This is a genomic window from Devosia nitrariae, assembly GCF_030160115.1.
In the GTDB taxonomy this organism is placed as follows: domain Bacteria; phylum Pseudomonadota; class Alphaproteobacteria; order Rhizobiales; family Devosiaceae; genus Devosia; species Devosia nitrariae.
Window position 1 is genome coordinate 1 of sequence record NZ_BSNS01000004.1, and the last position, 21,475, is coordinate 21,475.

Sequence of the window (21,475 nt, forward strand, 5' to 3'; positions counted from 1 at the left end):
TGAATCTGATTTGCCAACCAAGGGGAATCCCTAGGTCGATTAAATTGTCACTACGACCTAGTTGAGCAACTCATTGACGGGTTGCCGGAGAAGCGGCGACGGAACCAGCGGATTATTGATGTCCTGCTGAAACCCTGGCTGCAGCACGAGCGGCCCGGTGGGCGACGTCGGTACGTCCTGTCCGGGTTCCCTGGGCGGCGTCTGCGTCTGCGGCGTCTGCGGCTGCTGCTGTTGCTGCTGCTGCTGCTGCTGCTGCTGCTGGCGCTCCGCCTCCTCCTCCGCAGCCCGTCGCGCCGCCTCCTCGGCGGCCCGCTGGCGCATCTGCTCTTCGATCAGCCGGTTGCGCTCCTCGGCGGCTGCGCGCTGGCGGGCCTCGTCCTCGAGCCGCAACGCCTCGAGCCGCTCCACTTCCATCTCGTTGGCGCGCACCTTGACGGCGGCAACCATGGTATCGAGGTCGAGCGTGCGCTCGGGCGCAATGAGCGTCCCGGAAAGCCGGGAGACGATTCGCGCGGTGTCGGTGGCCACCATCCCCGTTTCGTCGACGAAATGACGCGGCGTCATGGTGAAGGCCCCATTGAGCCCGAGCGTGTCGAGCGACACATCGATGCCTCCCGCCAAGCGAGCCCCCTCTCCCTCGAAGCTGAGATTGGCTAGCCGCGCCACTCCGCCGGCAATGGTGAAAGCGCCTTCGGCCGTCTCGGCGCGGAATGGCCCGAGATCCAGCGCCATACGGATGACGCCGCCCAACGCATCCGGCTCCATCTCGAGCACATTGTCGAGGCCGGCGACGGTCTCATATGCGGCGGGATCGAGTTGCTCGACCGTGAGGCCGGCTATGGAAAAACTGCCCTCGCCCGACAGCGCATCGGCAATAGCACGCAGGTCCGGCCCGCTACCCTCGAAGCGCACGCCACCGCTGGCCGTTCCCGACAGCGAGCGCATCACCGCGGGCGGCAGAACGTCCGCCATGGCGACGCTTTCGACGCTCGCCCGGCCGCTGACCGTCTTGTCGGGTAATGGCCCCGCACAGCACACGGTGATATCGGCCGAAACCCGGCCTTCGCCGAGTCCGGCCTCGAAGCCCGCAACCCGCAGGCGAGTGCTGTCCCAAACCATCTCGAACGCGACATCGTCGAGCCACGCGGCACCTGCACGCGTAATCCCGGGCGCGGTGACGGCAATGGTGCCACGGGTCTGCCACGGTGCTTCGTCGATGACGATCGGTCCATCCGGCACCGGCCCTTCATCGAACCGCAACAGACCCGCGCGGCCGAAGAGGGCCACGGCAAGACCTTCCACATTGGCGCCGTCGAGCGCGATGGTGCCGGCCAATTGCGCCGTCGGCCCCGTTCGCGACATCGAGAGCTCGCCGGAAAATCCCGCCTCGCCCGAACCCCCATCGATGTCGGTGAGCCTCAACAGCCTCTGCCCTTCGAAATGGACCTCGGTCGTTCCGGTGACCTGAGGTAAGGGCACATCTCGTCCGCCAATGATCCGCGCGATGCCCCCGAGATCGGCAAGATCGAGCTCGATCACACCCGTGCCGCGGACTTCGCCGTCGACGCCGGCCAGGGTGCCGCGGTAGCCGATGCTTTCGGCACCCGAACTGAGGTTGATCTGCGCATCGAGCTGCTCGGCTGGTACGCCCGAAACATTAACCGCGGCCAGCATCTCGCCGGGTCCCTCGAATATGCCCTCTTCACCCAACCCCAACTGTCGGGAAAAATCGGCTAGATCGCTTGATTCGAGGAACATTCGCGCCTCGAGTGGCGCCGAGGCAATGTTCTTCAAGCCGCTACCCAGATCGACGACAGCATTGACCGCGGCGGCGCCTGCGATACCGTCAAACTCCAGCCTTTGTCGGCCCTCGGCACCCGGCTCGCCGAGATCGAAGTCAATCGCCGTCGGCAGCGAAGGCGCCAGCGCCGTCCGCCAGCCGTCGGGTACGTCCATGGCGTCGAAGACCATGGCAAGGCCGTCGGCACCGGCATCGTCGACGGAAAGGTTCCCGCGTCCCCAGACAACCGGTTCGGCGATCGATCCACGCAAGTTCAGTGCCGCATCGAAGGCAACGCCGCCGAGATCGCCGGCCGCAAGTCGATCGAGAGCAAGGCCACCGGTGGACCAATCGCCTTCGGCTGCCAATCCTTGGCCGTCCAGTCCGGCGACGTCGGCCGCCGCAGCCGCGAGCGAGAAACTCCCCTCGGGAAACGTGTTGCCGAAATTGCTGCCGGAAGAATCGGGCACAAGGGCGAGTAGCGCGTTGCTGGCGGTAGCGTCGAGATCGGAAAACTGCCCGACGACATCCAGCCGCCGCTCACTGCCGAAGCCGATACGCAAATCCGCCCGATGGCGCTGCCCTTCGAGCGTGAAGGCCCCGTCGGTTAGCGCCAGGGCATCGGCGCCCAGAATGACGCGCGCTCTATAGGCCGCGGGCATGTTGAAAAGCGGATTGTTCTCCTCCGGTCGCCGCCACAACAGGGCGAGCGCGTCGAGCCGCGATACCCCGATCGAGAAATTGCCGTTGAACCCGGGCCGGCCGGCTTGCGCGCTCACCTCGCCGTCGGCACGGATTTCGGTGTCGCCGGGCATGCGGGCGATGAACTGGCCGATCGTCCAGGTTTGGCCGTCGGTCTGTGCATCGGCGCGCACCTCGCGTAGCGAAAAACCTCTGAGGTCCATTTCGGCAAGGTCGACGCCGATCCGGCCAGGTATCGGCGGCAACGGCGGTGCGGGCAGTTCTTCGAGGAGCCGTACCAGCTCATAGGGCTGGGCCGACGCGTCTTCGGTGGCATCGCGCGGCGGCAGGGCGAAGACCCCGCCGGAAATTACGGCATCGAAACTGTTGCGGGCTCCCAGTTGCACGCTGGCCGCGCCCGTCAGCCGCGTTCCGGGGCGGTTCTCGTCCGGCAAAAGAGTATAGCCGGAGAGCACGACGCGGTCGGTATTGGCCTGCACCCGGCTTTCGAGGAGGAGATCGCCCTTGATGTCCTCGGCCGCTTCGGCCACCGGCGGCGCTTGACGATAGGTCATCGTTCCGTCGAAGCGGGGCGCAAGGCCCGGTGTCAGCAGGCCCTCGGCCGTCACTGAGAATCCCGGTTCCTGTGTTTGAATGAAGGTCGAGAGCCGGCTGTTCCCGTCGCTGTCGAGCGCTGAGGTGTTGAAGCGCACCGAGTAGCGCGCTCCAGCATGGGCAGCCGATCCCTGGAACTGGTATGGACCGCTGAAGGCGGAAAGCCGCACGTCCCCGTCGATATCCTCGAAGGTAAAGGTCTGCCCGGCCCGCATGTCGGCGACACGCAGGCGACCGTCGACGATCAGGGTCTGCTGCAATGATACATTCGCCGCCGCATCGGTCTCGGCGAGGGCCATTCCGCTGGCGATGAGGCCGTTCTCATCGATGGCGATGTCGACAAATGGCTGGCCGAGTACCAGGCGGGTCAGCGTATACTGGTCGCGCAGGAACTCCATCAGCGAGAATTCGGCCTCGACCGCGGCAACCGTCACCGCGGGCTCCTCGAGATTGCCGACGACGACCTCCGTGAACTCCAACCGCGGCTGCGGTAGCAGCGAGAACTGGATGTCGCCCAGGATCGTGACCTCGGCCCCGAGCACCCCGGAGGCCAGTTCCTCCATGCGGTCGCGATAGTCGCCCCAGGCAATAAAGCGCGGCACGACAAACGCGGCGGCCAGGACCAGGATCGCCAGAAGACCAATGACGATGTAGATGCGGTTCAACACGGCAGATCTCGCTCACACACGAACCAGAGTGTAGGCAAGCGTCCTGCCTGCGCAACCCTGCTACCCCGCTCCCTCGACAGCAGGAATTGGGCTTCACCGTGATCGGGTCTATCACGCTTGCGTCAGCCGTGAACAACAAAACGGCCGGGCGCTTTGCCCGGCCGTCGGCAACGGTTTTCAAGCAGATCAGAGTGCGCCAATGGACCAGAAATTCGTCTCGCCGCTCGAATCGTCGACGCCGTCATTGTCGGTGACGACCCAGCCGATGCCGTCGGCATCGATCGCGAAGCCCTCGATCTTGTCGAGCAGATAGCCGCCCTGCGCCTCGAGGTCCGGCAGGAAGTCGCGCACTTCTTCCTTGCTCACGACCGGCAGTCCACCTTCGAGGTCCACGCCCACCATTTGGGCGAGCGGCACGCGATAGAGCTTCTTCAGGGTTGCATTGCCGGCGATCTGGTTGTCGCGCTCGACGATATAGACATAGTCGGCATGGGCGGTGACCTCCGAAAGGCCCACCCATGCACCCTCTGCCGGAGCTTCGAGCGGATAGTGGACCGCACCCCACTCGCCGCTTTCCGGCTTATAGGAGACGAGCTTGACCAGGCCTTTGTCGTCGTCGCCCCACTCGCGCTGGATGGCGATCCACAAAATCATATCGTCGCCCTCGCCGATCGCCGTGACGCCTTCGGCGCCAAAGCGGATCTCGCTGGCGAGCAGGTCGGGCGGGAACGGCACCTCCTCCTCGATCTCGCCCTCTGCATTGACGTGGTAGAGCGCGTGCGGGATCAGCCGGTCCGAGCGGCCTTCCGACGCCAGCCAGAAACCGTCCTCGCCGTCGAGCGTGATACCCTCGATGTCGAGGAGCTGGGCCGCGTCGCCGCCACGGGTCACGAGCGTCCCCTTGGTGATCATCGCGGGGGTCTGTGTGGCGTCGATCTCGTAGATCGTCGGCATCATCGAGAGGTAACTGTCGTTGACCGCGTAGAGCTTGCCGGGCTCTTCGGCGTCGGCGACGAGCCCGGAGAGGGCCACCCAGCCGATCGGCTTGCCAGCCTCGTCGAGGCCGGACATGATCTGCGGATAGGCTGGCGCATCACGCTCGCCGAGCTCGAAAATCATCACATGCGAACCGGCAAGCCCGTCGGGCGTAAGGTCGGTTTCGTTGGCGGTGACGTAGAGGTTGCGCGATGGGATCGCCAGGGCTCCTTCCGGACCGACGCCCGACGGCAGCGATTGCAGATATTCGGGATCCGCGCCGGTATCCCTATAGACGGCAACGAGCGACGAGCGCTCCTGGTTGACGAAGATGTAGGTCGTCTCGCCGAAGGTGCCGACCTCCATGCCCTCCGGTTCGACACCCTTGGCGTCCGAACGGCCTTCCGGATAGTGCCCAAGATGGGCAGCGATCATCTCTAATGACGCGCCGCTCTCGTAAAGGACGGTCCCATCCTTGGAGAAGACGGTAAAGCCACGAGCGCCGCCTTCGTAGTCACCCTCGTTTGCGGTGACGAACCGGTCATCGTCGAGCCACTGCACCGCATCCGGCTCGCGCAGTCGGCCCATCTGGCTGCCGGTGAAGCTCAGCCGCCCGTCTTCCTCGGTGTCGATGCCTTCAAGGTCGACCGCGCCGGCGCTAAAATGGCTGGTGACCTCGCCGGTCTCGCCGTCAATGACAACAATATGATTGTTCTCCTGGAGAGTGACCACCAACTCGTCGGCGCTGTTGAAGTCGGTGTATTCGGGCTCGGCATCTTCGCTGGCGATCTCGGCAAGGCCGGCAAGGTCGGTCGAGCGCATGCTAGCGCAATCGACGGTACCCTCGGTGACGTCGAAGAAGGTAACGTTGCCGCCCGGAAGCTGCGGGATTTCGCCGTCGTTGAGGTCCTCGTTACGCTGGTTCTCCATGGAGATGGCGATGAGTTCGCCGTCACGGTTCTTGGCGATGGCGTCCGGCTGGCCACCGAGATCGCAGGTGACCAGCTTCTCCTTGGTGGCAAGGTCGATGACCGATATGTAGCCCGCCGGCTGGGTGAAATCTTCGGTGGTATCGACAGTAACGAGCGCGTTGGGCCCGATGACAGTGACCGACGTCGGCGAACCCTCGAGCGCGACGAAACCACCCGGCTGCGGCGAGGACGGATCGGTGATGTCAACGAACCCGATGCCCCCCAGAAGCGCGTTGGAATAGATGAGAGTCATACCGTCTTCGGTAGCGGTAATGATCTCGGACGAGTTCTCTTGGCCATCCTCGGCATCCGGCGTATTGAGCGCCACCGGAAAACTGGCGATGCGGTTGAAATACTGTTCGGCGCCGGCGACGGCCGTGGTGGCCAGCAGCGCCGCACTCAGCGCGGTGATACGTTTCATTTGACGCATTGGGTCCCCCTGTTGGTTCGTTTTCGAACGAAAGGCAGCCCCGCTTAGGCACCGGCCAAGACGGTGGGATGAACTTGCCGTGACGGTTCCATGACACGGCCGGCGTCCTATACATCGCCGCCGTCCCCGCCTATATTGGCCGATGAGAACAAAATGAGATTCGTCAAGCCCAGTTCGCGGCGCCGCCCTCCTCGCCGCGGGGGAATCGAAAGAGACTGATGCCCGGACCCGCCCCGTCATTCGACCGCCCTCCAGCGGGCCCGATCACCAGCCAGCTGGGCCGGCGTGGGCCCTCTTATCTCGAGGGGCTCAATCCGGAGCAGCGCGAGGCCGTGCTGACGACGGAAGGACCGTTGCTGGTGCTGGCCGGGGCCGGAACCGGCAAGACGCGGGTGCTGACGACCCGCATCGCCCATATCCTTTCCACGCGCCTGGCGCGCGGCGCGGAAATCCTCGCCGTCACGTTCACCAACAAGGCCGCGCGCGAGATGAAGGACCGGATCGCCAAGCTCGTCGGCTCTTCGGTCGAGGGTATGCCGTGGCTCGGCACCTTCCACTCGATCTCGGCACGTATCCTGCGGCGTCACGCCGAGCTCGTCGACCTCAGGTCCGACTTCACCATCCTCGACACCGACGACCAGATCCGGCTGATCAAGCAGCTGCTCGAGGCCGAGAATATTGATGAGAAGCGCTGGCCCGCCCGCCAGTTCGCCGGCATGCTCGACACCTGGAAGAACCGAGGCCTCCTGCCGCGCGACGTCTCAGCGGCCGATGCCGGGTTCTTCGCCAACGGCCGGGGTCGGAAGCTCTACGCCGACTACCAGGCGCGCCTCAAGGTCTTGAACGCTGCCGATTTCGGCGACCTGCTGCTCGAATGCATCCGGCTCTTTCGCGAAAATCCGGATGTGCTTGCCGAGTATCACCGGCGGTTCCGGTACATGCTGGTCGACGAGTACCAGGATTCGAACGTTGCCCAATATCTCTGGCTGCGGCTCCTGGCGCAAGGGAAGCCCGCGAGTGAGGCCAATCTCTGCGTCGTGGGCGACGACGACCAGTCGATCTATGGCTGGCGCGGCGCCGAGGTCGACAACATCCTGCGCTTCGAAAAAGACTTCCCTGGCGCAAAGGTCATCAAGCTCGAGCGCAATTACCGCTCGACGGCCAATATCCTTTCGGCCGCCAGCCACCTCATCGCCTTCAACGAGAGCCGGCTGGGCAAGACCCTGCAGACCGATGTGGCCGAGCGGGGCGAGACGGTTTCCGTCACCTCCGTCTGGGACAGCGAGGAGGAAGCGCGCCAGGTCGGCGAGGAAATCGAGCAATACCAGCGCCAGGGAGAACCGCTCAACTCCATGGCGATCCTGGTGCGTGCCTCCTTCCAGATGCGCGAGTTCGAGGAACGGTTCATCACGCTCGGCCTCAACTACCGAGTCATCGGCGGCCCGCGCTTCTATGAGCGCCGTGAAATCCGCGACGCGATCGCATATCTGCGCGTTGTCGCCAACCCGTCCGACAGCCTCTCCTTCGAGCGCATTGTCAACGTGCCCAAGAGGGGGCTTGGCGACACCACCATCCGCATGCTGATGGAGACCGCGCGCCTGCAGAACGCGCCGCTGACGGTCGCGACCCGCATGCTTATCGAGACCGAGGAACTGAAGCCCAAGCAACGCACGACCCTACGCGAGCTTCTTGGCCAGTTCGACAGCTGGTCCGAGCGCGCGCGCGCGGTTCCCCATGCCGAGCTCGCCGAGCAGATCCTCGACGAGTCGGGCTATACTGCCATGTGGCAGGCCGACAAATCCCCAGACAGCCCCGGCCGACTCGAGAACCTCAAGGAGCTCGTGCGCTCCATGGAAGAGTTCGAGACGCTCGGTGGCTTCCTCGAGCATATCTCGCTGGTGATGGACCGCGACACGGTCGATGCGGAGGACGCCGTCTCGATCATGACGCTGCACTCGGCCAAAGGCCTGGAGTTCGACACCGTGTTCCTTCCCGGCTGGGAGGAAGGGCTATTCCCCTCGCAGCGCACCATGGACGAGCTCGGCCGCGCCGGCCTCGAAGAGGAGCGACGCCTCGCCTATGTCGGCATCACCCGCGCCAGGAAGCGCGCCCGGATCAGCGTTTCGCAGAACCGACGCATCCATGGCCTCTGGCAATCGGCCCTGCCCTCACGCTTCCTCGATGAATTGCCGGCCGACGTGGTCGAGGTCAAGGATACCGGCTCCTCCTATGGCGGCTACGGCTATGGCGGGGGCGCCGCGAGCCGGTTCAACAAGATGGACCCGTTCGACAGCCTCTACGAGACCCCCGGCTGGCAACGCGCCCAGCGCCAGCAAGCGAGCCGCAAGAGCGCCGGTCCCATGACCATCGAGGGCGATCTCGTTGCCCGCTCGGTCAACGACCCGGGCACGAGCTCAGCCTTCAAGCTCGGCGAGACCGTGCTGCACCTGAAGTTCGGTCATGGCACCGTAACCGGTGTCGAGGGCAACAAGCTGACCATCGACTTCGAGACGGGGCGGAAGAAAGTGCTCGACAGCTTCATCCGTAAGGCCTGACGATATCATGAGCCGCCCGCTCGACGAGCTCCGCAAATCAGTCAGGCAGCTCTGAAGTCCGAACCTGTCATGTGGGCAACCCCACGCCTCCGACCGGCTCGGTCTCGAACTGCTCGACGAATCCGGCGATGATCGGCCGCGCCCTGGCGATGGCCGCCTGCACCTGCGGCAGTTGCAGCGAGGCGCCGTGACTGTCCTTGTCGGTCCAGACCTCACTGACCCAGATGCCGTTCTCATCGGCCGGGTCACGTGCGACAACATAGTTGAGGCACCCCGGCATGTCGCCGTTGCTCTCCATCAGGATGGAGAGCAACTCCTCCCGCTTGCCGGGCACTGCCAGCATCTTGCCGATCAATCCATACATCAGGAAATCTCCATTGAAACTCAGGGCCGGATCAGCCCGCCGAAATAATCGAGAGCATAACCCTCGACGCCATCGACGAGGATAGCTTCGCGCCCACGGAAATGGTCGACCTCGCCCTCCGACCGATCGACATAGCGCCCGTGCGGCCCCGTCCACTCGAAGCCGCCGAGGAACCGGCCCTGCGCATACATGGCCGAAAGCGCCGCCTTGATGGTCTCGCCGGCGCGCTGAGCGTCGATGAGGTCGGGCCGCAGGACATAGCCGTATTAATTCACCGCCCAGACCGGATCTCCACGAAACCAGACCGCCTCCTGCCCCAGAAAATCGGTCCCGCCGAAATAGCTGTCGCGATAGGACCAGTCGTCATCCTGCCAGGTGAGGTCATGCGAACCGACGCGGGACGGCTCGGCTTTGCGCCCATCGCCCACATAGGTCGCCCACTTGGCCGCAACGATCACGCGCGTGAGTTCGGAAATGTCCATGTTCACCCTCTCGAACAAATCGTGAACAAAGATAGCTGGCGCGTCAAGGCGTTCGGGAGGCGTTGACTCTGCATCCGAGTTTGCCTCAACAAGGCGCGTCTCCTGAAGGTTTGCCCATGTCCGTCGATCAACTCACTGCGCCGCTCAGCAAGGAACAGGCCTACGCTCTGGTCGATGCCGTCATGGAACGCGACGATCTGGCGCTGACCGCCTCGGCTCACGAGGACGAGAAGACCGGCGACTGGTATTTCGAGGCGACCTGCGATCATCCGCCGGACCTTGAATCATTTTCTGAGCTTGCCCGGCGAGTGCTCGGCGGCGCCATCGATTTCTCGGTCGAGCCGATCGACCCCGAGGTCAACTGGGTGGCAAAATCGCTCGAAGGGCTGGCACCGGTCATCGCCGGCGGCTTCTATGTCTATGGCAGCCACGAGACGCGGCGGGTGCCGGTAGGGCTTACGGCCATGCGTATCGATGCGGCGCAGGCCTTCGGTACCGGGCACCATGAGACGACGACCGGGTGTCTCGAGGCCATCGACATGGTATTGAAGCGCAAGCGTCCGCGCTTCCTGCTAGACGTCGGCACCGGCACGGGCGTCCTTGCCATCGCGCTTGCCAAGCGCCTCAGGACCCCGGTGATCGCCACGGACATCGATCCTGTCGCGGTCAAGACCGCACGCGAGAATGCCTTGGCCAACGATGTCGGCAGGCTGGTCTATCCGGTCGAAGCAACCGGCCTCGACCACCGGACCATTGCCGACAATGCGCCCTACGACCTCATCGTCGCTAATATCCTCGCCGGTCCCCTGACGACGCTGGCCCCTGCAATGAGCCGCATTGCGGTAACCGGCGCAGCGGTGATCCTCTCGGGCATCCTGGAACACCAGGCGGTGCGGGTCATCAACGCCTACGGCCGCCAGGGCATGGTCCTGCGCCAGCGCCTGCAGCGCAAGGACTGGACAACGCTGATCCTGGAGAGGCGGTAGGCGCATCAACTGCCCCGAAATGCAAAATCCCCGGACTTTGAGTCCGGGGACGGTTGGAACGTCAGCCTCTGACAGCGCCGGTTACGGGCGCTTGGTGAAGGCGCCGATCAGCTGGTACTGCATCCGATAGCTGACCTGGCGGCTCGACTCGCGGCCGCGCGCATCAATGACGGCGCCCAAGGCCTTGCGGTAATCGTTCTTGCTCTCGGTCATCTTGGTCTCCATGCACCTGCCGGTATTTTCTCAATCCCGACACGGTCCATATACGCGTGGTTCACCCTTGCCGTTAGAGCTTCGTTGACAGACCAGCCATGCCGGTTTCGCAGGGCCGATTAACGGCCCGTTACCCGTTTGGCGTCGAACGCGGCATGGGCGCGCCGGTACTGCTCAACATAGCGCTCCGCCTCGCGGCTGCGCGCTTCAACGATTGCATCGAAAGCCTTGCTGAAAAGCGACTTGCGTTCGCTCATCGTCGTTCTCCTGTGCTAATGGAAGTAAGATAAACCTTTCACGGCAGGGCGTTAGGTCCCTACCGTCATTCCAGCTATGCCCAGAGAGCGGGACGCAAAAAGTGGGAACCGGTTTTTTGCGTATTGTCCCGCGACACCGAAAGTACCGGCGCACTCCGGCGCCGCTCCAGCCCCGGGATACCCGATCATGACGAAAGAGTTTCCGCCCGCCGTATTCCAGTCATTCGAGGAAAAGTCCGATCCCAAGGACGTCGCCCCGCGCCTGGCGGCGCTGCGCGTGGAGCTCGAGAAGACCGGACTCGACGCCTTCCTCATCCCGCGCGCCGATGCCCATCGCGGCGAATCGGTGCCGGCGGGCGAGGCGCGGCTTGCCTACGTCACGGGCTTCACCGGTTCTGCAGGTATCGCCATCGTCGGCAGGACCAAGGCCGGGCTCTTCGTCGACAGCCGCTATACCCTGCAGGCGCCCGCGCAGACCGACACCAGGAAGGTAAAGGTGCATGAGATCAACAGCGGTGGGCTGTCCGCCGAGATCGGCAACTATGTGAAGAAGGGCGGTCGCATCGGATACGATCCCTGGCTGCACACCCCCGGCGAGATCGCAGATCTTGCCCAAAAGCTCAACGGCAAGGCCGATCTCGTTTCCAGCGACAACCTTGTCGACCGCATCTGGGACGACAGGCCTGGTCCGCCAGTCACGCCCGTCGAGTTCCTCGGACACAACCGTGCCGGGCGCGAGAGCGCCGATAAGCTCGAGGAATTGCGCGGGGTGCTTGCCGGCGAAGGCGCCGATGCAACTGTGCTCACGCTCCCCGAATCCATCTGCTGGCTCTTCAACATGCGCGGGCGGGACGTGCCCAACACGCCGTTCGTGTTGGGCTTTGCCATAGTGCCGAGACGCGGCCTGCCGACGCTTTACCTCGCCAAGTCCAAAATCACGCCCGAGATCAAAACGGCACTCGAGGGCGTCGCCCGCATCGCTGATGCGAGGACGCTGCCGAGTGCGCTCACCCGGCTGGGCAAGGCCAGAAAGGCAGTGCAGATCGACCCGGCGACGGCTCCCTCAGCCATCGCCGAGACCCTGAAGGAAGCGGGCGCCAGGCTGATCGAAAAGCGCGATCCGGTATTGCTGCCCAAGGCAAGAAAGAACGAGGCGGAACTCGCCGGCATGCGCGAGGCGCAGCGGCTCGACGCCGTCGCGCTCGCTAAATTCCTGTCCTGGTTCGACGAGGAGGCGCCGAAGGGGGGGCTTACCGAGATCGGCATTGTCACAGCTCTCGAGGCGTTCCGCCGCGAGGAGGAAACCTGCATCGATGCCAGCTTCGACACCATCGCCGGCGCCGGACCGAACGGAGCCATCGTCCATTACCGGGTGACGATCAAGACCGACCGGAACCTGAAGCCCGGCGAGCTGATGCTCGTCGACTCCGGCGCCCAATATCTCTCCGGTACCACCGACATCACCCGCACCATGGCCACCGGCACGCCGACCGCAGAACAGAAGGACCGCTTCACCCGCGTCCTCAAAGGCATGATCGCCATCTCGACGGCACGCTTCCCCAAGGGCACGTCGGGCGCCCAGATCGACGTGCTGGCACGCCAGTTCCTCTGGCAGGCAGGCATCACCTACAACCACGGCACCGGCCACGGTGTCGGCGCCTATCTCGGCGTCCATGAGGGCCCGGTCGGCATTTCGCCCCGCTACAGCATGCCGATCGAGCCCGGCATGGTCCTTTCCAACGAGCCCGGATATTACAAGGTTGGCGAATACGGCATCCGCATCGAGAACCTCATCCGCGTCAGGGAGAGCGAGGTGACCGAGGGCTATCTCGATTTCGAGACGCTGACGCTGACTCCCATCGACACGCGGCTGATCGACGTCTCCCTATTGACGCCGATCGAGCGCGACTGGCTCAACGCCTACCACGCCCGCGTGTGGAAGGAGATCGGGACACTGGTCAGGGGCAAGGTCAAGGAGTGGCTGAAGGCCGCAACGGCGTCGGTGTAGCTCGTGTAGGGTGAGGGACAGAAATCCCCCTCGTCACATCGAGAACACGTCGTACGTCAGCGCCCAGGAGAGCAGCCAGTGCTCGTCGGCGCCCATGGAGGCGACGTCGTCGACCACCCAGCCGGCGCCCTCGCGAATGAGTGCGACCGCCAGGAGCCGGGGTTGATCGAAATTATGGTAGCTGACCGAGACCATAGCCCGATCCCCGAGGATCACGGGCTCGCCGATGGCAAGGTTGGCGATGAGCACGTTCCGGTCGCTGACAAACGGATCGACGGGTTCGCCGGCCAGTGCGGCTTCATCAGAGACCGGAGCGAAGAGCGCGGCCTGCGCGGTTTCGCGCTGGTCGGCCATCAGAACAAGCAGGCGGCTCGAATAATAGCTCTCGGGAATCTCGGGCTTTGCTCCGGGCTTATAGCTGTCGTAGATCGCCTCGACCAACGCCTCGGGATCATCGAACGTCTCGGTTGCCTGGGCGGGAATGGCCCCGATAAGCAGGATGAAGACGGCCACCAGTCTGCGCATTGCGAACCTCCGGATTACCCCTGCCCGGTAGGTGGGCATGGCGGCGCAATTGCGGCGCGAATCCGCCTGAGAGCATTAAGTTTTGGTCAGGTTCCGCTACTCGCCGAGAAGCTCTCGCAGCCGCCATCCCTCGCCATGCACCGCCTCGATGTCGTGAACCAGCCAGCCCTCGTCCTCCTCGATGAGCGTATAGATCATGACGCGCGGCTCGCCGAAATTTTCGAACTCGACGGTGACTTCGACGCCCTTGCCTGCCGGCTCGGGTTCCGATACCGCAAATCCAGCGATGTTGAAATCCTGTCCATCAACGACGGGATCGAAGCCGAGTCCATAGTCGTCCTGTTCCATCAGCAACTCCCAGGCGGTGCGGGTGTCCTTGCTGAAGAAACTCAGCTCATCGTCCGGAACCTCATCAACGAGGAAGGGCCCGTAAAACGCTTCTATCAGTGCCTCCGGCGTGTCGAAGGCGTGCGCCGGAACAAAGGTGGCAGCGAGGAAAGCGAGCGCCGCAGCGGGCGCAGCAAGGAGGCGAAGCATCGTCACGGCCTTTCAGTTGAACCAGAGGGCAAAGCCCGGGAAGTTTTCTCCAAAGACGGCGAGCCCCTGCCGAAACGCTTGCGCGTCAGCAATAGGCCCGTCCTTAAGGAACGGAAGTGCGCCGTAGCCGGTAAAGATCATCACCGCGTCGGTGCGTGTTGCAGTCTCGAAATAGGCCCTGAGGTCGAAGCCTTGACGGAAGCGCCAATGCGGGATGAGGAGCTCACCCTCGATGATCGCTTCGACGCTATCGAGCGTTTCCATCCAGGCATCCACCACCTCCTGCGTCACCGCGACGTCGGGAATGATCGAGGTCTGCGCGGGCGACGGCACCAACTCACGTTCGTCATCCGTCTCGGCGAGGATCGCCTCCCAGTTCTGCCGGGAGAAGGCGACAACAGACTTCAGCCGCGCCCGCACGTCATGAAGACGGTCAACGTCTACCACCTCGAAATTGAAGGTATGGATGAAGGCGACGGCATCGGCGATGGCCGCGTCGCTTTCCGGGTCCATCATCAGCGTACCGCCTCGCGAATACTCCTGCATGGGCAGGCCCGCTTGGGGAAAGATGCGGTGAAAGCTCGAATTGAACATCTCCTCGAAGTCATGCGCGAGGAGTAAATCGGCTTGCGCGGCCACGACCTGTGTGTAACCCGCGAGCCAGAAGGCATCGGCTCGATCAAAACCTATGATGAAGCCTTGAGCCGTGGATTCGCCGTTCTTGCTCTTCGACTTGCCGGGACCGAGCAAGTCGGACGGGTTGATGCCCAACTGCAGGGCGAGCGCCGCGCCGATGGTTTCGCTGTCGTCTGCCACGCCGTCGCCATTGGCGTCGATACGGATAGTCAGGATATCGACCGGCACGACATAGTCGCCGCTCTTGCCGGCAGCCGCCAGCAGGTCGCGGCCACCGTCCATGGCTGTGACGAGGTCCGTGAGGATAGCGCGGAGACCCTCGTAGTCGAGAGGCTCGGGATCAGGATTGGCAATCACCGACCGCGTCATGGGCACACCAAGGATAGCGCCCGCCATGCCGATATCGGGCGCGGTGGTCAAACCGTGACGGTACATGGCCTGGACGAATGCCTCGATACCGTCGACGACGGTCAGCGCGCCGGCGGCGAAGCTCGCCTCGCTGTCGTCTGCCGCGATGAGCGGCTGCAGGCTTTCGAGTCCCGCCGCGTGATCGCCGTTGGCCAGCGTCGAGGCGAGGATGTCGCCGCCCTCGCCCGCAGCGACACCGAATGTGCCGGCAAGAACCGCGGCCAGGGCCGCCAGATGTTTCATCATCGCCTTGATGTCTCCTATTCCCCGACGCGCTCGAACCACTCGTCCTCGGAAATGACCTCGACCCCCAGCTCCTCGGCCTTCTTGAGCTTGGAGCCTGCCCCAGGGCCCGCGACGAGGATATCGGTATTGGCCGACACGGACCCAGCGACCTTTGCTCCGTGTCGCTCGGCCATGGCCTTGGCTTCCGAACGCGACATGCGCTCGAGGCTTCCGGTGAAGACCACGGTCTTGCCCGCCACCTGGCTGTCGGCCGAGATGGTGACGATATAGGGCCTGGGCCTTACCTGCTCCAGCAGATCGTTCAGCGCTGCCACGTTCTGCTCGTTGCCGAAGAAGGAGACGAGCGAGCCGAAGACGGTATCGCCAATGCCGTTGATCGACGGGAACACCTCGTGCATGTCGCTCGCTTGGGCCGCTTTCTGGGCGGTCTCGCGCAGGGCCTCGATCGTGCCGAAGGTGCGCGCGAGGAGCGCGGCCGTGGTCTCGCCGATGTGGGGGATACCCAACGCAAAGATGAAGCGATCGAGCTCGGGCTCGCGGCGCGCATCGATGGCGGCGAAGAGCTTGTCCAGACCTTCGTAGGTGCGCTCTTCCGCCGAGAGCACCTTCTTGCGCACTGTGCCCTTTGTCGCCTCGCGCTGGCGCGCCTGCGCTTCGCGTTTTTCGAAGAGGGCCCGCTGGACGGCAGAGCGGCGATCCTTGAGGGTGAAGATGTCGGCCGCGGTCTTGACGAGGCCCGTGCCGAAGAAAAGCTCGATGTTCTCGGCGCCGAGCCCCTCGATATCCAAAGCACCGCGCGAAACGAAGTGCCGCAGCCGCTCGACGGCCTGCGCTGGGCAAATCAGTTCGCCGGTGCAGCGGCGGCGGGATTCCTCCCTGCCGGTCTTCTCGTTGAACTCGCGCACTGCCGGCGAACCGCACACCGGGCATGTGTGCGGGAATTCGTAGGGCACCGCCTCGGCCGGACGTTTTTCGAGCACCACGCGTACGATCTGCGGAATGACGTCGCCCGCACGCTGGATCACCACGGTATCGCCGATGCGCACGTCGATCGGTTCGTCACCGCGGATCGGCAGTCCGTTGCTGTCTATGCCTTTGATATAGTCTTCGTTGTGAAGGGTGACGTTCTCGACCACGACGCCTCCGACACTGACCGGCGCCAAGCGCGCGACGGGCGCGAGCGTACCGGTGCGGCCGACTTGGATGTCGATCTTCCTGACCGTCGTCGTCGCCTGCTCGGCGGGGAACTTGTGGGCAATGGCCCAGCGCGGCTCTCCGGTAACGAACCCCCAGCGGCGCTGCAAGTCGAGCCGGTCCACCTTGTAGACCACGCCGTCGATATCGTAGCCGAGCGAGGAGCGCTGCGCCTCGATCGCCTGGTAGTGCGTGATCAAGTCCTCGACGGTCTTGGCACGCACCATCAGCGGGTTGACCTTGAAGCCCCACTCGGCGAACCGCTGCACGGCATCGTATTGGCTGGGCGCCGGCTCTTCCGTTGAAAATCCCCAGGCATAGGCAAAGAACTTCAGGTTGCGGCTTGCGGTGACCGAGGGATCCTTCTGGCGCAGCGAGCCGGCGGCAGTGTTGCGCGGATTGACGTATTCCTGTCCGCCCGCCGCCGCCGAGCGCTCCCTCAGCGCCTCGAACTCGGCGTAGGTCATGTAGACTTCGCCGCGGATCTCGATCACTTCCGGCCAGCCCGACCCCTGCAGTTTTTGCGGGATGTCCTTGATGGTCCTGAGATTGACGGTGATGTCTTCGCCGACGGCACCGTCCCCGCGGGTCGCGCCCTGGACGAACACGCCGTTCTCGTAGCGCAGCGAAGCCGACAGTCCGTCGATCTTCGGTTCAGCCGTGAAGGCGAGCTCGAGATCCTTGTCGCGCTCAAAGAAGCGGCGGCCGCGTTCGATGAAATCGACGACGTCCTGATCGGTATAGGCCTTGGCGAGGCTGAGCATGGGCACGGCGTGCCGCACCTTGGCAAAACCTTCCGCGGGCGGCGCACCGACCTTGCCCGACAGGCTGTCGGTCCGCACGAGTTCGGGGAACGCGGACTCGATGGCCAGGTACTGGCGCTTCAGCGCATCGTATTCTGCATCGCTCATCTCCGGCGCGTCAGCCTGGAAATAGGCAGCATCGGCCTTGTTCAGGATCTCGTGCAGCCGGTCGAGCTCAGCCTTGGCCTCGGGCTCCGAAAGATTCTCGATTTCGACGCTGCTCATCTGCTCCACCCGCTCGACTGACCGCTCTCTCGCACTTGCGAACCGGTTCGAAAGACCACGATGCGTCTCCAAACATGCAAATCCCGCCGGCGGTATGCGCGACGGGAACGCAACTAACTCGGGCCGGCGCTCAGCCGACCTCACTCAGCAGTTTCGACGCCGCCGCCCGCGCCTCTTCGGTGATGGTGGCGCCTGCGAGCATCCGGGCGACCTCCTCGCGGCGCTCGCGCGAATCGAGCGGCTTGACATGGGTGCGCACGAACGCCCCCTCCTCGACCGCCTGCTTTTCAATGAGCAGATGCCGGTGTGCACGCGCAGCAACCTGCGGCGCGTGCGTGACGGACAGCACCTGCACCCGGTCGGCGAGCCGCCCGAGCCGCCGCCCAATGGCGTCTGCAACGGCGCCCCCGACTCCGGTATCGATCTCGTCGAAGATGAGGACAGGCGCCGAGCCGCGATCGGCAAGCACGACCTTCAGGGCCAGCAGGAACCGGCTCAGCTCGCCACCGGAAGCGACCTTGAGCAACGGCCCCGCGGCTGTGCCCGGATTGGTCTGCACGTGGAAGGCAATCTGATCAAAGCCGTGGGTCGAGACGCGGGCGTCGTCGCGCTGGTGATCGACGATGAATCTCGCGGCGCCAAGCCTGAGGTCCGGCAGCTCCTTGTCCACCGCATTGCTCAAGGCTGCGGCGGCCTTGACCCGCGCCTTGCTGAGGACCGCGGCACCCTCGATATAGGCGCTGCGCGCTGCAGCAGCCTCCGCCTCCAAAGCCCTGAGCCGTGCCTCGCCGTTCTGCAGCGTCGCCAGCTCCCCCTGGTAGCGCGCCAACACCTCCGGCAACTGGTCACAGAGGACCTGGTGCTTACGGGCGACCGCGCGCAGGGCGAAGAGGCGCTCCTCGACCCGCTCGAGTTCGGTCGGGTCGTAAGCCATTTCGCGCTTGAGCGCTTCCAGCGCCTCCGAAACCCGGTCAAGGGCGACAAGGGTTGCGTCGAGCTCCTCGACCAGCGGCTGGAAGAGATCGGCCCCGCCGTCGGCCTTGCGCGCGAGGCGACGCATGAGGCTCGAGAGCGTTGGACCCGGCGCGGCCGGACCATTGAGGATTTCGTCGGTTTCGTTGACGTCGGTGGCGGATTTCTCGATCTGCATGAGGTGCTGGCGCCGCTCGGCCAGTTCTTCCTCCTCACCCACGGTAGGCGCCAGCGCCGACAGCTCCTCGACCGTGTGGCGGGCATAGTCCTCCTGCGCGAGCGCCTCGGCAACGAGCGCCTTCTGCCCGGCGACCCCCGCCTCGGCCTCGGTCAATCTCGACCAGGCGTCGCGCACGGTGGCGACTTCGCGCTCGAGACCGCCGAAGGTATCGAGCGCCGCGCGGTGGGTTGCGACGTCGACAAGCGCGCGATCATCGTGCTGGCCGTGGATTTCGACCACCTGCGAGCCGACTTTCTGCAGGAGGCTCGCCGAAACCGGCTGATCGTTGATGAACGCGCGGGTGCGCCCGTCGGCGAACTGCACGCGCCGCAGGATGATGTCCTCATCGTCAGGAATGGCGTTCTCGCGCAGCACCGCGCGCGCCGGGTGGTCGACGGCCAGTTGCAGCACGGCGATCACCTGCCCGCTCTCGGCGCCTTTTCGCACCAGCGATGCATCGCCCCTGCCCCCGAGCGCCAGGGTCAGCGCATCGAGCAGGATGGACTTGCCGGCGCCAGTCTCGCCGGTCAGCACCGTCATGCCGGTATCGAGAGCCAGGTCCAGCTGGTCGATCAGGACAATGTTACGGACGGAAAGTGCGTTGAGCATTCCGGTGAGGGCCCCTCGGACTCGCGAGTCAAAATCCCCGCAGACCGCTTAATAACGCAAAACGGGGCGCGCCAGCAAACTAGCGCACCCCGGAACAAAGAGGCAACATTATATTAGCGACTAAGTCCGCTGGGCAGCGAGCCACGAACCTTCGTTGACCTGAGGGCTGAGCCCCTGGCGCGCCAGGAGGTCGAAGGCGCGCTGGTACCATTCGCTCGAGGGGTAGTTGTGGCCGAGGACGGCGGCGGCCGTACGCGCTTCGCTCACCAGCCCGAGCGCCAGATAGCTCTCGGTCAGGCGATACAGCGCTTCCTCGATATGGGTCGAGGTCTGGTATTGCTCGACGACGACACGGAAACGGTTGATGCCGGCCGAATACTGGCCGTTGCCCTGATAGTAACGGCCGACGGACATCTCCTTGCCGGCGATATTGTCGTAGGCGACCTTCAGCTTATCCTGCGCATCCTTGGCATATTCGGACTGCGGATGGGCGCGGATCAGTTGCGTATAAGTCTCGATGGCATCCTGCGAGATCTTCTGGTCGCGCGTGATATCCTTGATCTGCGCAAAATAGGAGGTACCCTTCAACCAGTAGACGTAGGCGGCGTCCTTGCCGTTGGGGTAGATAGCGAGATACCGGTCCGCCGCCGCGATCGCCTCGTCGAACTTGCCGATACGATAGTTGGCATAGACCAGCATCAGCTTGGTTTCCTCGGAGAGTTGCCCGCGCGGATGCTGCCGCTCGAGCCGTTCGAGGAGATCGATGGCGGTCAGGTAGCGCTGATCGTCCATGTTGTTGAGCGCCTGCTGGTAGAGCGAGGCCTCGGGAACGATCGCTTCCTCGCGGAGCTTTGGCGGACCGAAGAGGTTGAAGCCCGAGCACCCGGCCAGCGCCAGCGCCATGAGGCCGCAGGCCACCACGCGGGAGATGCGACCGGAAAGCTCACCAAACGTCATGGAATTCAACAACTGCCCCGTTCCTCTCGCCAAGCGCATAAGCCCTGCGCCCTAGTCATCAATTCAATCAAAACTGTGGCGGCAAGGGGTAAGCCCTCATCGCGCCGAACACAAGGGTGTGCGGGTGATGACCCGCCGGAGGGGGATGTTCCGTTCAAACGACAGAGCGCAGATAGGAATGCACCGACAGCCCCTCGGGCAGGTCATCGAGGGCGTCGAAATCGAGTGGCAGATCCTCGCCCGAAACGATCTCATAGTTGGCGTCGCTGGCAAAGAGACTCGAGAGCACGTGCGCGTTGAGCGCATGCCCGCCCTTGTACGAGCGGAAGCGCCCATAGATCGGCATGCCGCCAAGCGAAAGATCGCCGATGGCATCGAGGAGCTTGTGACGCACGAACTCGTCCTCGTAGCGCAGTCCGCCCGGGTTGAGGATGCGGTCTTCGTGGACGGTGATGGAATTATCGAGCGATGAGCCGAGCGCGTAGCCTGCCTGGCGCAGGATCTTGGCGTCACGCACAAAGCCGAATGTGCGTGCGCGCGAGACGTCCTCGTAATACTTGCGGGGCGACCAGTCGAAAATCATGCGCTGACGGCCGATGACCTTGCTGTCGAAGTCGATCTCAAGATCAAGCGCACGCCCATTGTAGGGCTCGAGGGCGGCGAAGGCGTCGTTGTTCCTGACGGTGACAGCCCGCACGATCTTGATGAAGCGGCGCACCGCCGGCTGGATTTCGAGGCCCGCCCCGAGAATAGCCTCGGCGAACGGCCGCGCACTGCCGTCGAGAATGGGGCACTCGCCACCATCCAGCGTGATGAGCGCATTGTCGACACCCATGCCCGAAAGAGCCGAAACCACGTGTTCGACCGTAGCCACGCTGACGCTGTCGCCGAGATCGAGTGTGGTGCAGAGCGTGGTCCGGGTGACGCGCGAAAAATGGATCTGGACTGGAAGGGTCTTGCGCCCGTCTGTCAGGTCGCGACTGATGAGATAGCCGCTGTTGGGCGGTGCGGGCGCGATTGAAAGAGTAACAGGCTGGCCGCTATGGACGCCATAGCCGCCAAAGGAGAGCTCAGACGCCAGGGTACGCTGGCGTGTCGTAAGTTTATGCATACTCAAAAGCTCCAATACCAAGCCCGCAAACAGACGAAGGTCTACTC

General features: G+C 64.1%; 15 protein-coding genes and 1 pseudogene. 3 read left to right on the plus strand and 13 right to left on the minus strand.

Translation table 11 applies throughout. The annotated features are described in order from the left end of the window. Positions 1–57: 57 nt before the first annotated feature. Together QQK18_RS03560 and QQK18_RS03565 are read right to left on the minus strand one after the other, a co-directional pair. Positions 58–3,744: an AsmA family protein gene (locus QQK18_RS03560; protein ID WP_284338911.1), complete on the minus strand. Its 3,687-nt coding sequence runs from the start codon at positions 3,742–3,744 to the stop codon at positions 58–60. Positions 3,745–3,930: 186 nt separating this feature from the next. Beyond that, the gene (locus QQK18_RS03565) at positions 3,931–6,120 is read right to left on the minus strand and encodes an esterase-like activity of phytase family protein (protein ID WP_284338912.1); all 2,190 of its coding nucleotides are present in this window, start codon (positions 6,118–6,120) and stop codon (positions 3,931–3,933) included. Between the two features lie 218 nt (positions 6,121–6,338). Here QQK18_RS03565 and QQK18_RS03570 point away from each other — a divergent pair, with 218 nt between their 5' ends. Next, on the plus strand, positions 6,339–8,675 hold the full coding sequence (locus tag QQK18_RS03570) for an ATP-dependent helicase (RefSeq protein ID WP_284338913.1): 2,337 nt from the start codon (positions 6,339–6,341) through the stop codon (positions 8,673–8,675). Between the two features lie 67 nt (positions 8,676–8,742). Here QQK18_RS03570 and QQK18_RS03575 read toward each other — a convergent pair whose 3' ends face one another. Next, a complete protein-coding gene (locus QQK18_RS03575) occupies positions 8,743–9,039 on the minus strand; it encodes a putative quinol monooxygenase (protein ID WP_284338914.1) in 297 nt (98 codons plus the stop codon). 20 nt (positions 9,040–9,059) lie between these two features. Then, positions 9,060–9,521: pseudogene (locus QQK18_RS03580) on the minus strand (DUF5680 domain-containing protein). Between the two features lie 116 nt (positions 9,522–9,637). Here QQK18_RS03580 and QQK18_RS03585 point away from each other — a divergent pair. Further along, positions 9,638–10,507: a 50S ribosomal protein L11 methyltransferase gene (locus QQK18_RS03585; protein WP_284338915.1), complete on the plus strand. Its 870-nt coding sequence runs from the start codon at positions 9,638–9,640 to the stop codon at positions 10,505–10,507. 81 nt (positions 10,508–10,588) lie between these two features. Here the strand turns inward: QQK18_RS03585 and QQK18_RS03590 are convergent, their stop codons facing one another. Together QQK18_RS03590 and QQK18_RS03595 are read right to left on the minus strand one after the other, a co-directional pair. After that, positions 10,589–10,720, minus strand: coding sequence for a hypothetical protein (locus tag QQK18_RS03590; RefSeq protein WP_284338916.1), 132 nt, complete (start codon positions 10,718–10,720; stop codon positions 10,589–10,591). A gap of 119 nt (positions 10,721–10,839) precedes the next feature. Continuing rightward, a complete protein-coding gene (locus QQK18_RS03595) occupies positions 10,840–10,977 on the minus strand; it encodes a hypothetical protein (protein WP_284338917.1) in 138 nt (45 codons plus the stop codon). A gap of 187 nt (positions 10,978–11,164) precedes the next feature. On the opposite strand from QQK18_RS03595, the gene QQK18_RS03600 reads away from it, so the two are divergent. Continuing rightward, on the plus strand, positions 11,165–12,985 hold the full coding sequence (locus QQK18_RS03600) for an aminopeptidase P family protein (protein WP_284338918.1): 1,821 nt from the start codon (positions 11,165–11,167) through the stop codon (positions 12,983–12,985). A gap of 33 nt (positions 12,986–13,018) precedes the next feature. Here the strand turns inward: QQK18_RS03600 and QQK18_RS03605 are convergent, their stop codons facing one another. From QQK18_RS03605 to lpxC, 7 genes are all read right to left on the minus strand, one after another. Further along, positions 13,019–13,510, minus strand: a complete 492-nt coding sequence (locus QQK18_RS03605; protein ID WP_284338919.1) for a YqhG/Tai3 family protein — start codon at positions 13,508–13,510, stop codon at positions 13,019–13,021. Between the two features lie 96 nt (positions 13,511–13,606). Then, positions 13,607–14,047, minus strand: coding sequence for a hypothetical protein (locus QQK18_RS03610; RefSeq protein WP_284338920.1), 441 nt, complete (start codon positions 14,045–14,047; stop codon positions 13,607–13,609). Between the two features lie 12 nt (positions 14,048–14,059). After that, a complete protein-coding gene (locus tag QQK18_RS03615) occupies positions 14,060–15,337 on the minus strand; it encodes a hypothetical protein (protein ID WP_284338921.1) in 1,278 nt (425 codons plus the stop codon). Between the two features lie 14 nt (positions 15,338–15,351). Continuing rightward, positions 15,352–17,559 (minus strand): NAD-dependent DNA ligase LigA, encoded by a 2,208-nt coding sequence (ligA, locus tag QQK18_RS03620; RefSeq protein ID WP_284338922.1) that lies wholly within the window; start codon positions 17,557–17,559, stop codon positions 15,352–15,354. Positions 17,560–17,689: 130 nt separating this feature from the next. Continuing rightward, on the minus strand, positions 17,690–19,360 hold the full coding sequence (recN, locus tag QQK18_RS03625; protein WP_284338923.1) for a DNA repair protein RecN: 1,671 nt from the start codon (positions 19,358–19,360) through the stop codon (positions 17,690–17,692). Positions 19,361–19,480: 120 nt separating this feature from the next. Then, positions 19,481–20,329 carry an outer membrane protein assembly factor BamD gene (locus QQK18_RS03630; RefSeq protein ID WP_284338924.1) on the minus strand — a complete coding sequence of 283 codons (849 nt, stop codon included), beginning with the start codon at positions 20,327–20,329 and terminating at the stop codon, positions 19,481–19,483. A gap of 142 nt (positions 20,330–20,471) precedes the next feature. Continuing rightward, a complete protein-coding gene (lpxC, locus tag QQK18_RS03635; RefSeq protein ID WP_284338925.1) occupies positions 20,472–21,428 on the minus strand; it encodes a UDP-3-O-acyl-N-acetylglucosamine deacetylase in 957 nt (318 codons plus the stop codon). Positions 21,429–21,475 lie beyond the last annotated feature (47 nt).

Coding starts and splice junctions, on each gene's coding strand:
- ligA (WP_284338922.1), bottom strand. CDS start 17,559: ATGAGCAGCGTCGAAATCGAGAATCTTTCGGAGCCCGAGGCCAAGGCT.
- QQK18_RS03600 (WP_284338918.1), top strand. CDS start 11,165: ATGACGAAAGAGTTTCCGCCCGCCGTATTCCAGTCATTCGAGGAAAAG.
- QQK18_RS03570 (WP_284338913.1), top strand. CDS start 6,339: ATGCCCGGACCCGCCCCGTCATTCGACCGCCCTCCAGCGGGCCCGATC.
- lpxC (WP_284338925.1), bottom strand. CDS start 21,428: ATGCATAAACTTACGACACGCCAGCGTACCCTGGCGTCTGAGCTCTCC.
- QQK18_RS03565 (WP_284338912.1), bottom strand. CDS start 6,120: ATGCGTCAAATGAAACGTATCACCGCGCTGAGTGCGGCGCTGCTGGCC.
- QQK18_RS03575 (WP_284338914.1), bottom strand. CDS start 9,039: ATGTATGGATTGATCGGCAAGATGCTGGCAGTGCCCGGCAAGCGGGAG.
- QQK18_RS03585 (WP_284338915.1), top strand. CDS start 9,638: ATGTCCGTCGATCAACTCACTGCGCCGCTCAGCAAGGAACAGGCCTAC.
- recN (WP_284338923.1), bottom strand. CDS start 19,360: ATGCTCAACGCACTTTCCGTCCGTAACATTGTCCTGATCGACCAGCTG.
- QQK18_RS03595 (WP_284338917.1), bottom strand. CDS start 10,977: ATGAGCGAACGCAAGTCGCTTTTCAGCAAGGCTTTCGATGCAATCGTT.
- QQK18_RS03610 (WP_284338920.1), bottom strand. CDS start 14,047: ATGCTTCGCCTCCTTGCTGCGCCCGCTGCGGCGCTCGCTTTCCTCGCT.
- QQK18_RS03615 (WP_284338921.1), bottom strand. CDS start 15,337: ATGATGAAACATCTGGCGGCCCTGGCCGCGGTTCTTGCCGGCACATTC.
- QQK18_RS03590 (WP_284338916.1), bottom strand. CDS start 10,720: ATGACCGAGAGCAAGAACGATTACCGCAAGGCCTTGGGCGCCGTCATT.
- QQK18_RS03605 (WP_284338919.1), bottom strand. CDS start 13,510: ATGCGCAGACTGGTGGCCGTCTTCATCCTGCTTATCGGGGCCATTCCC.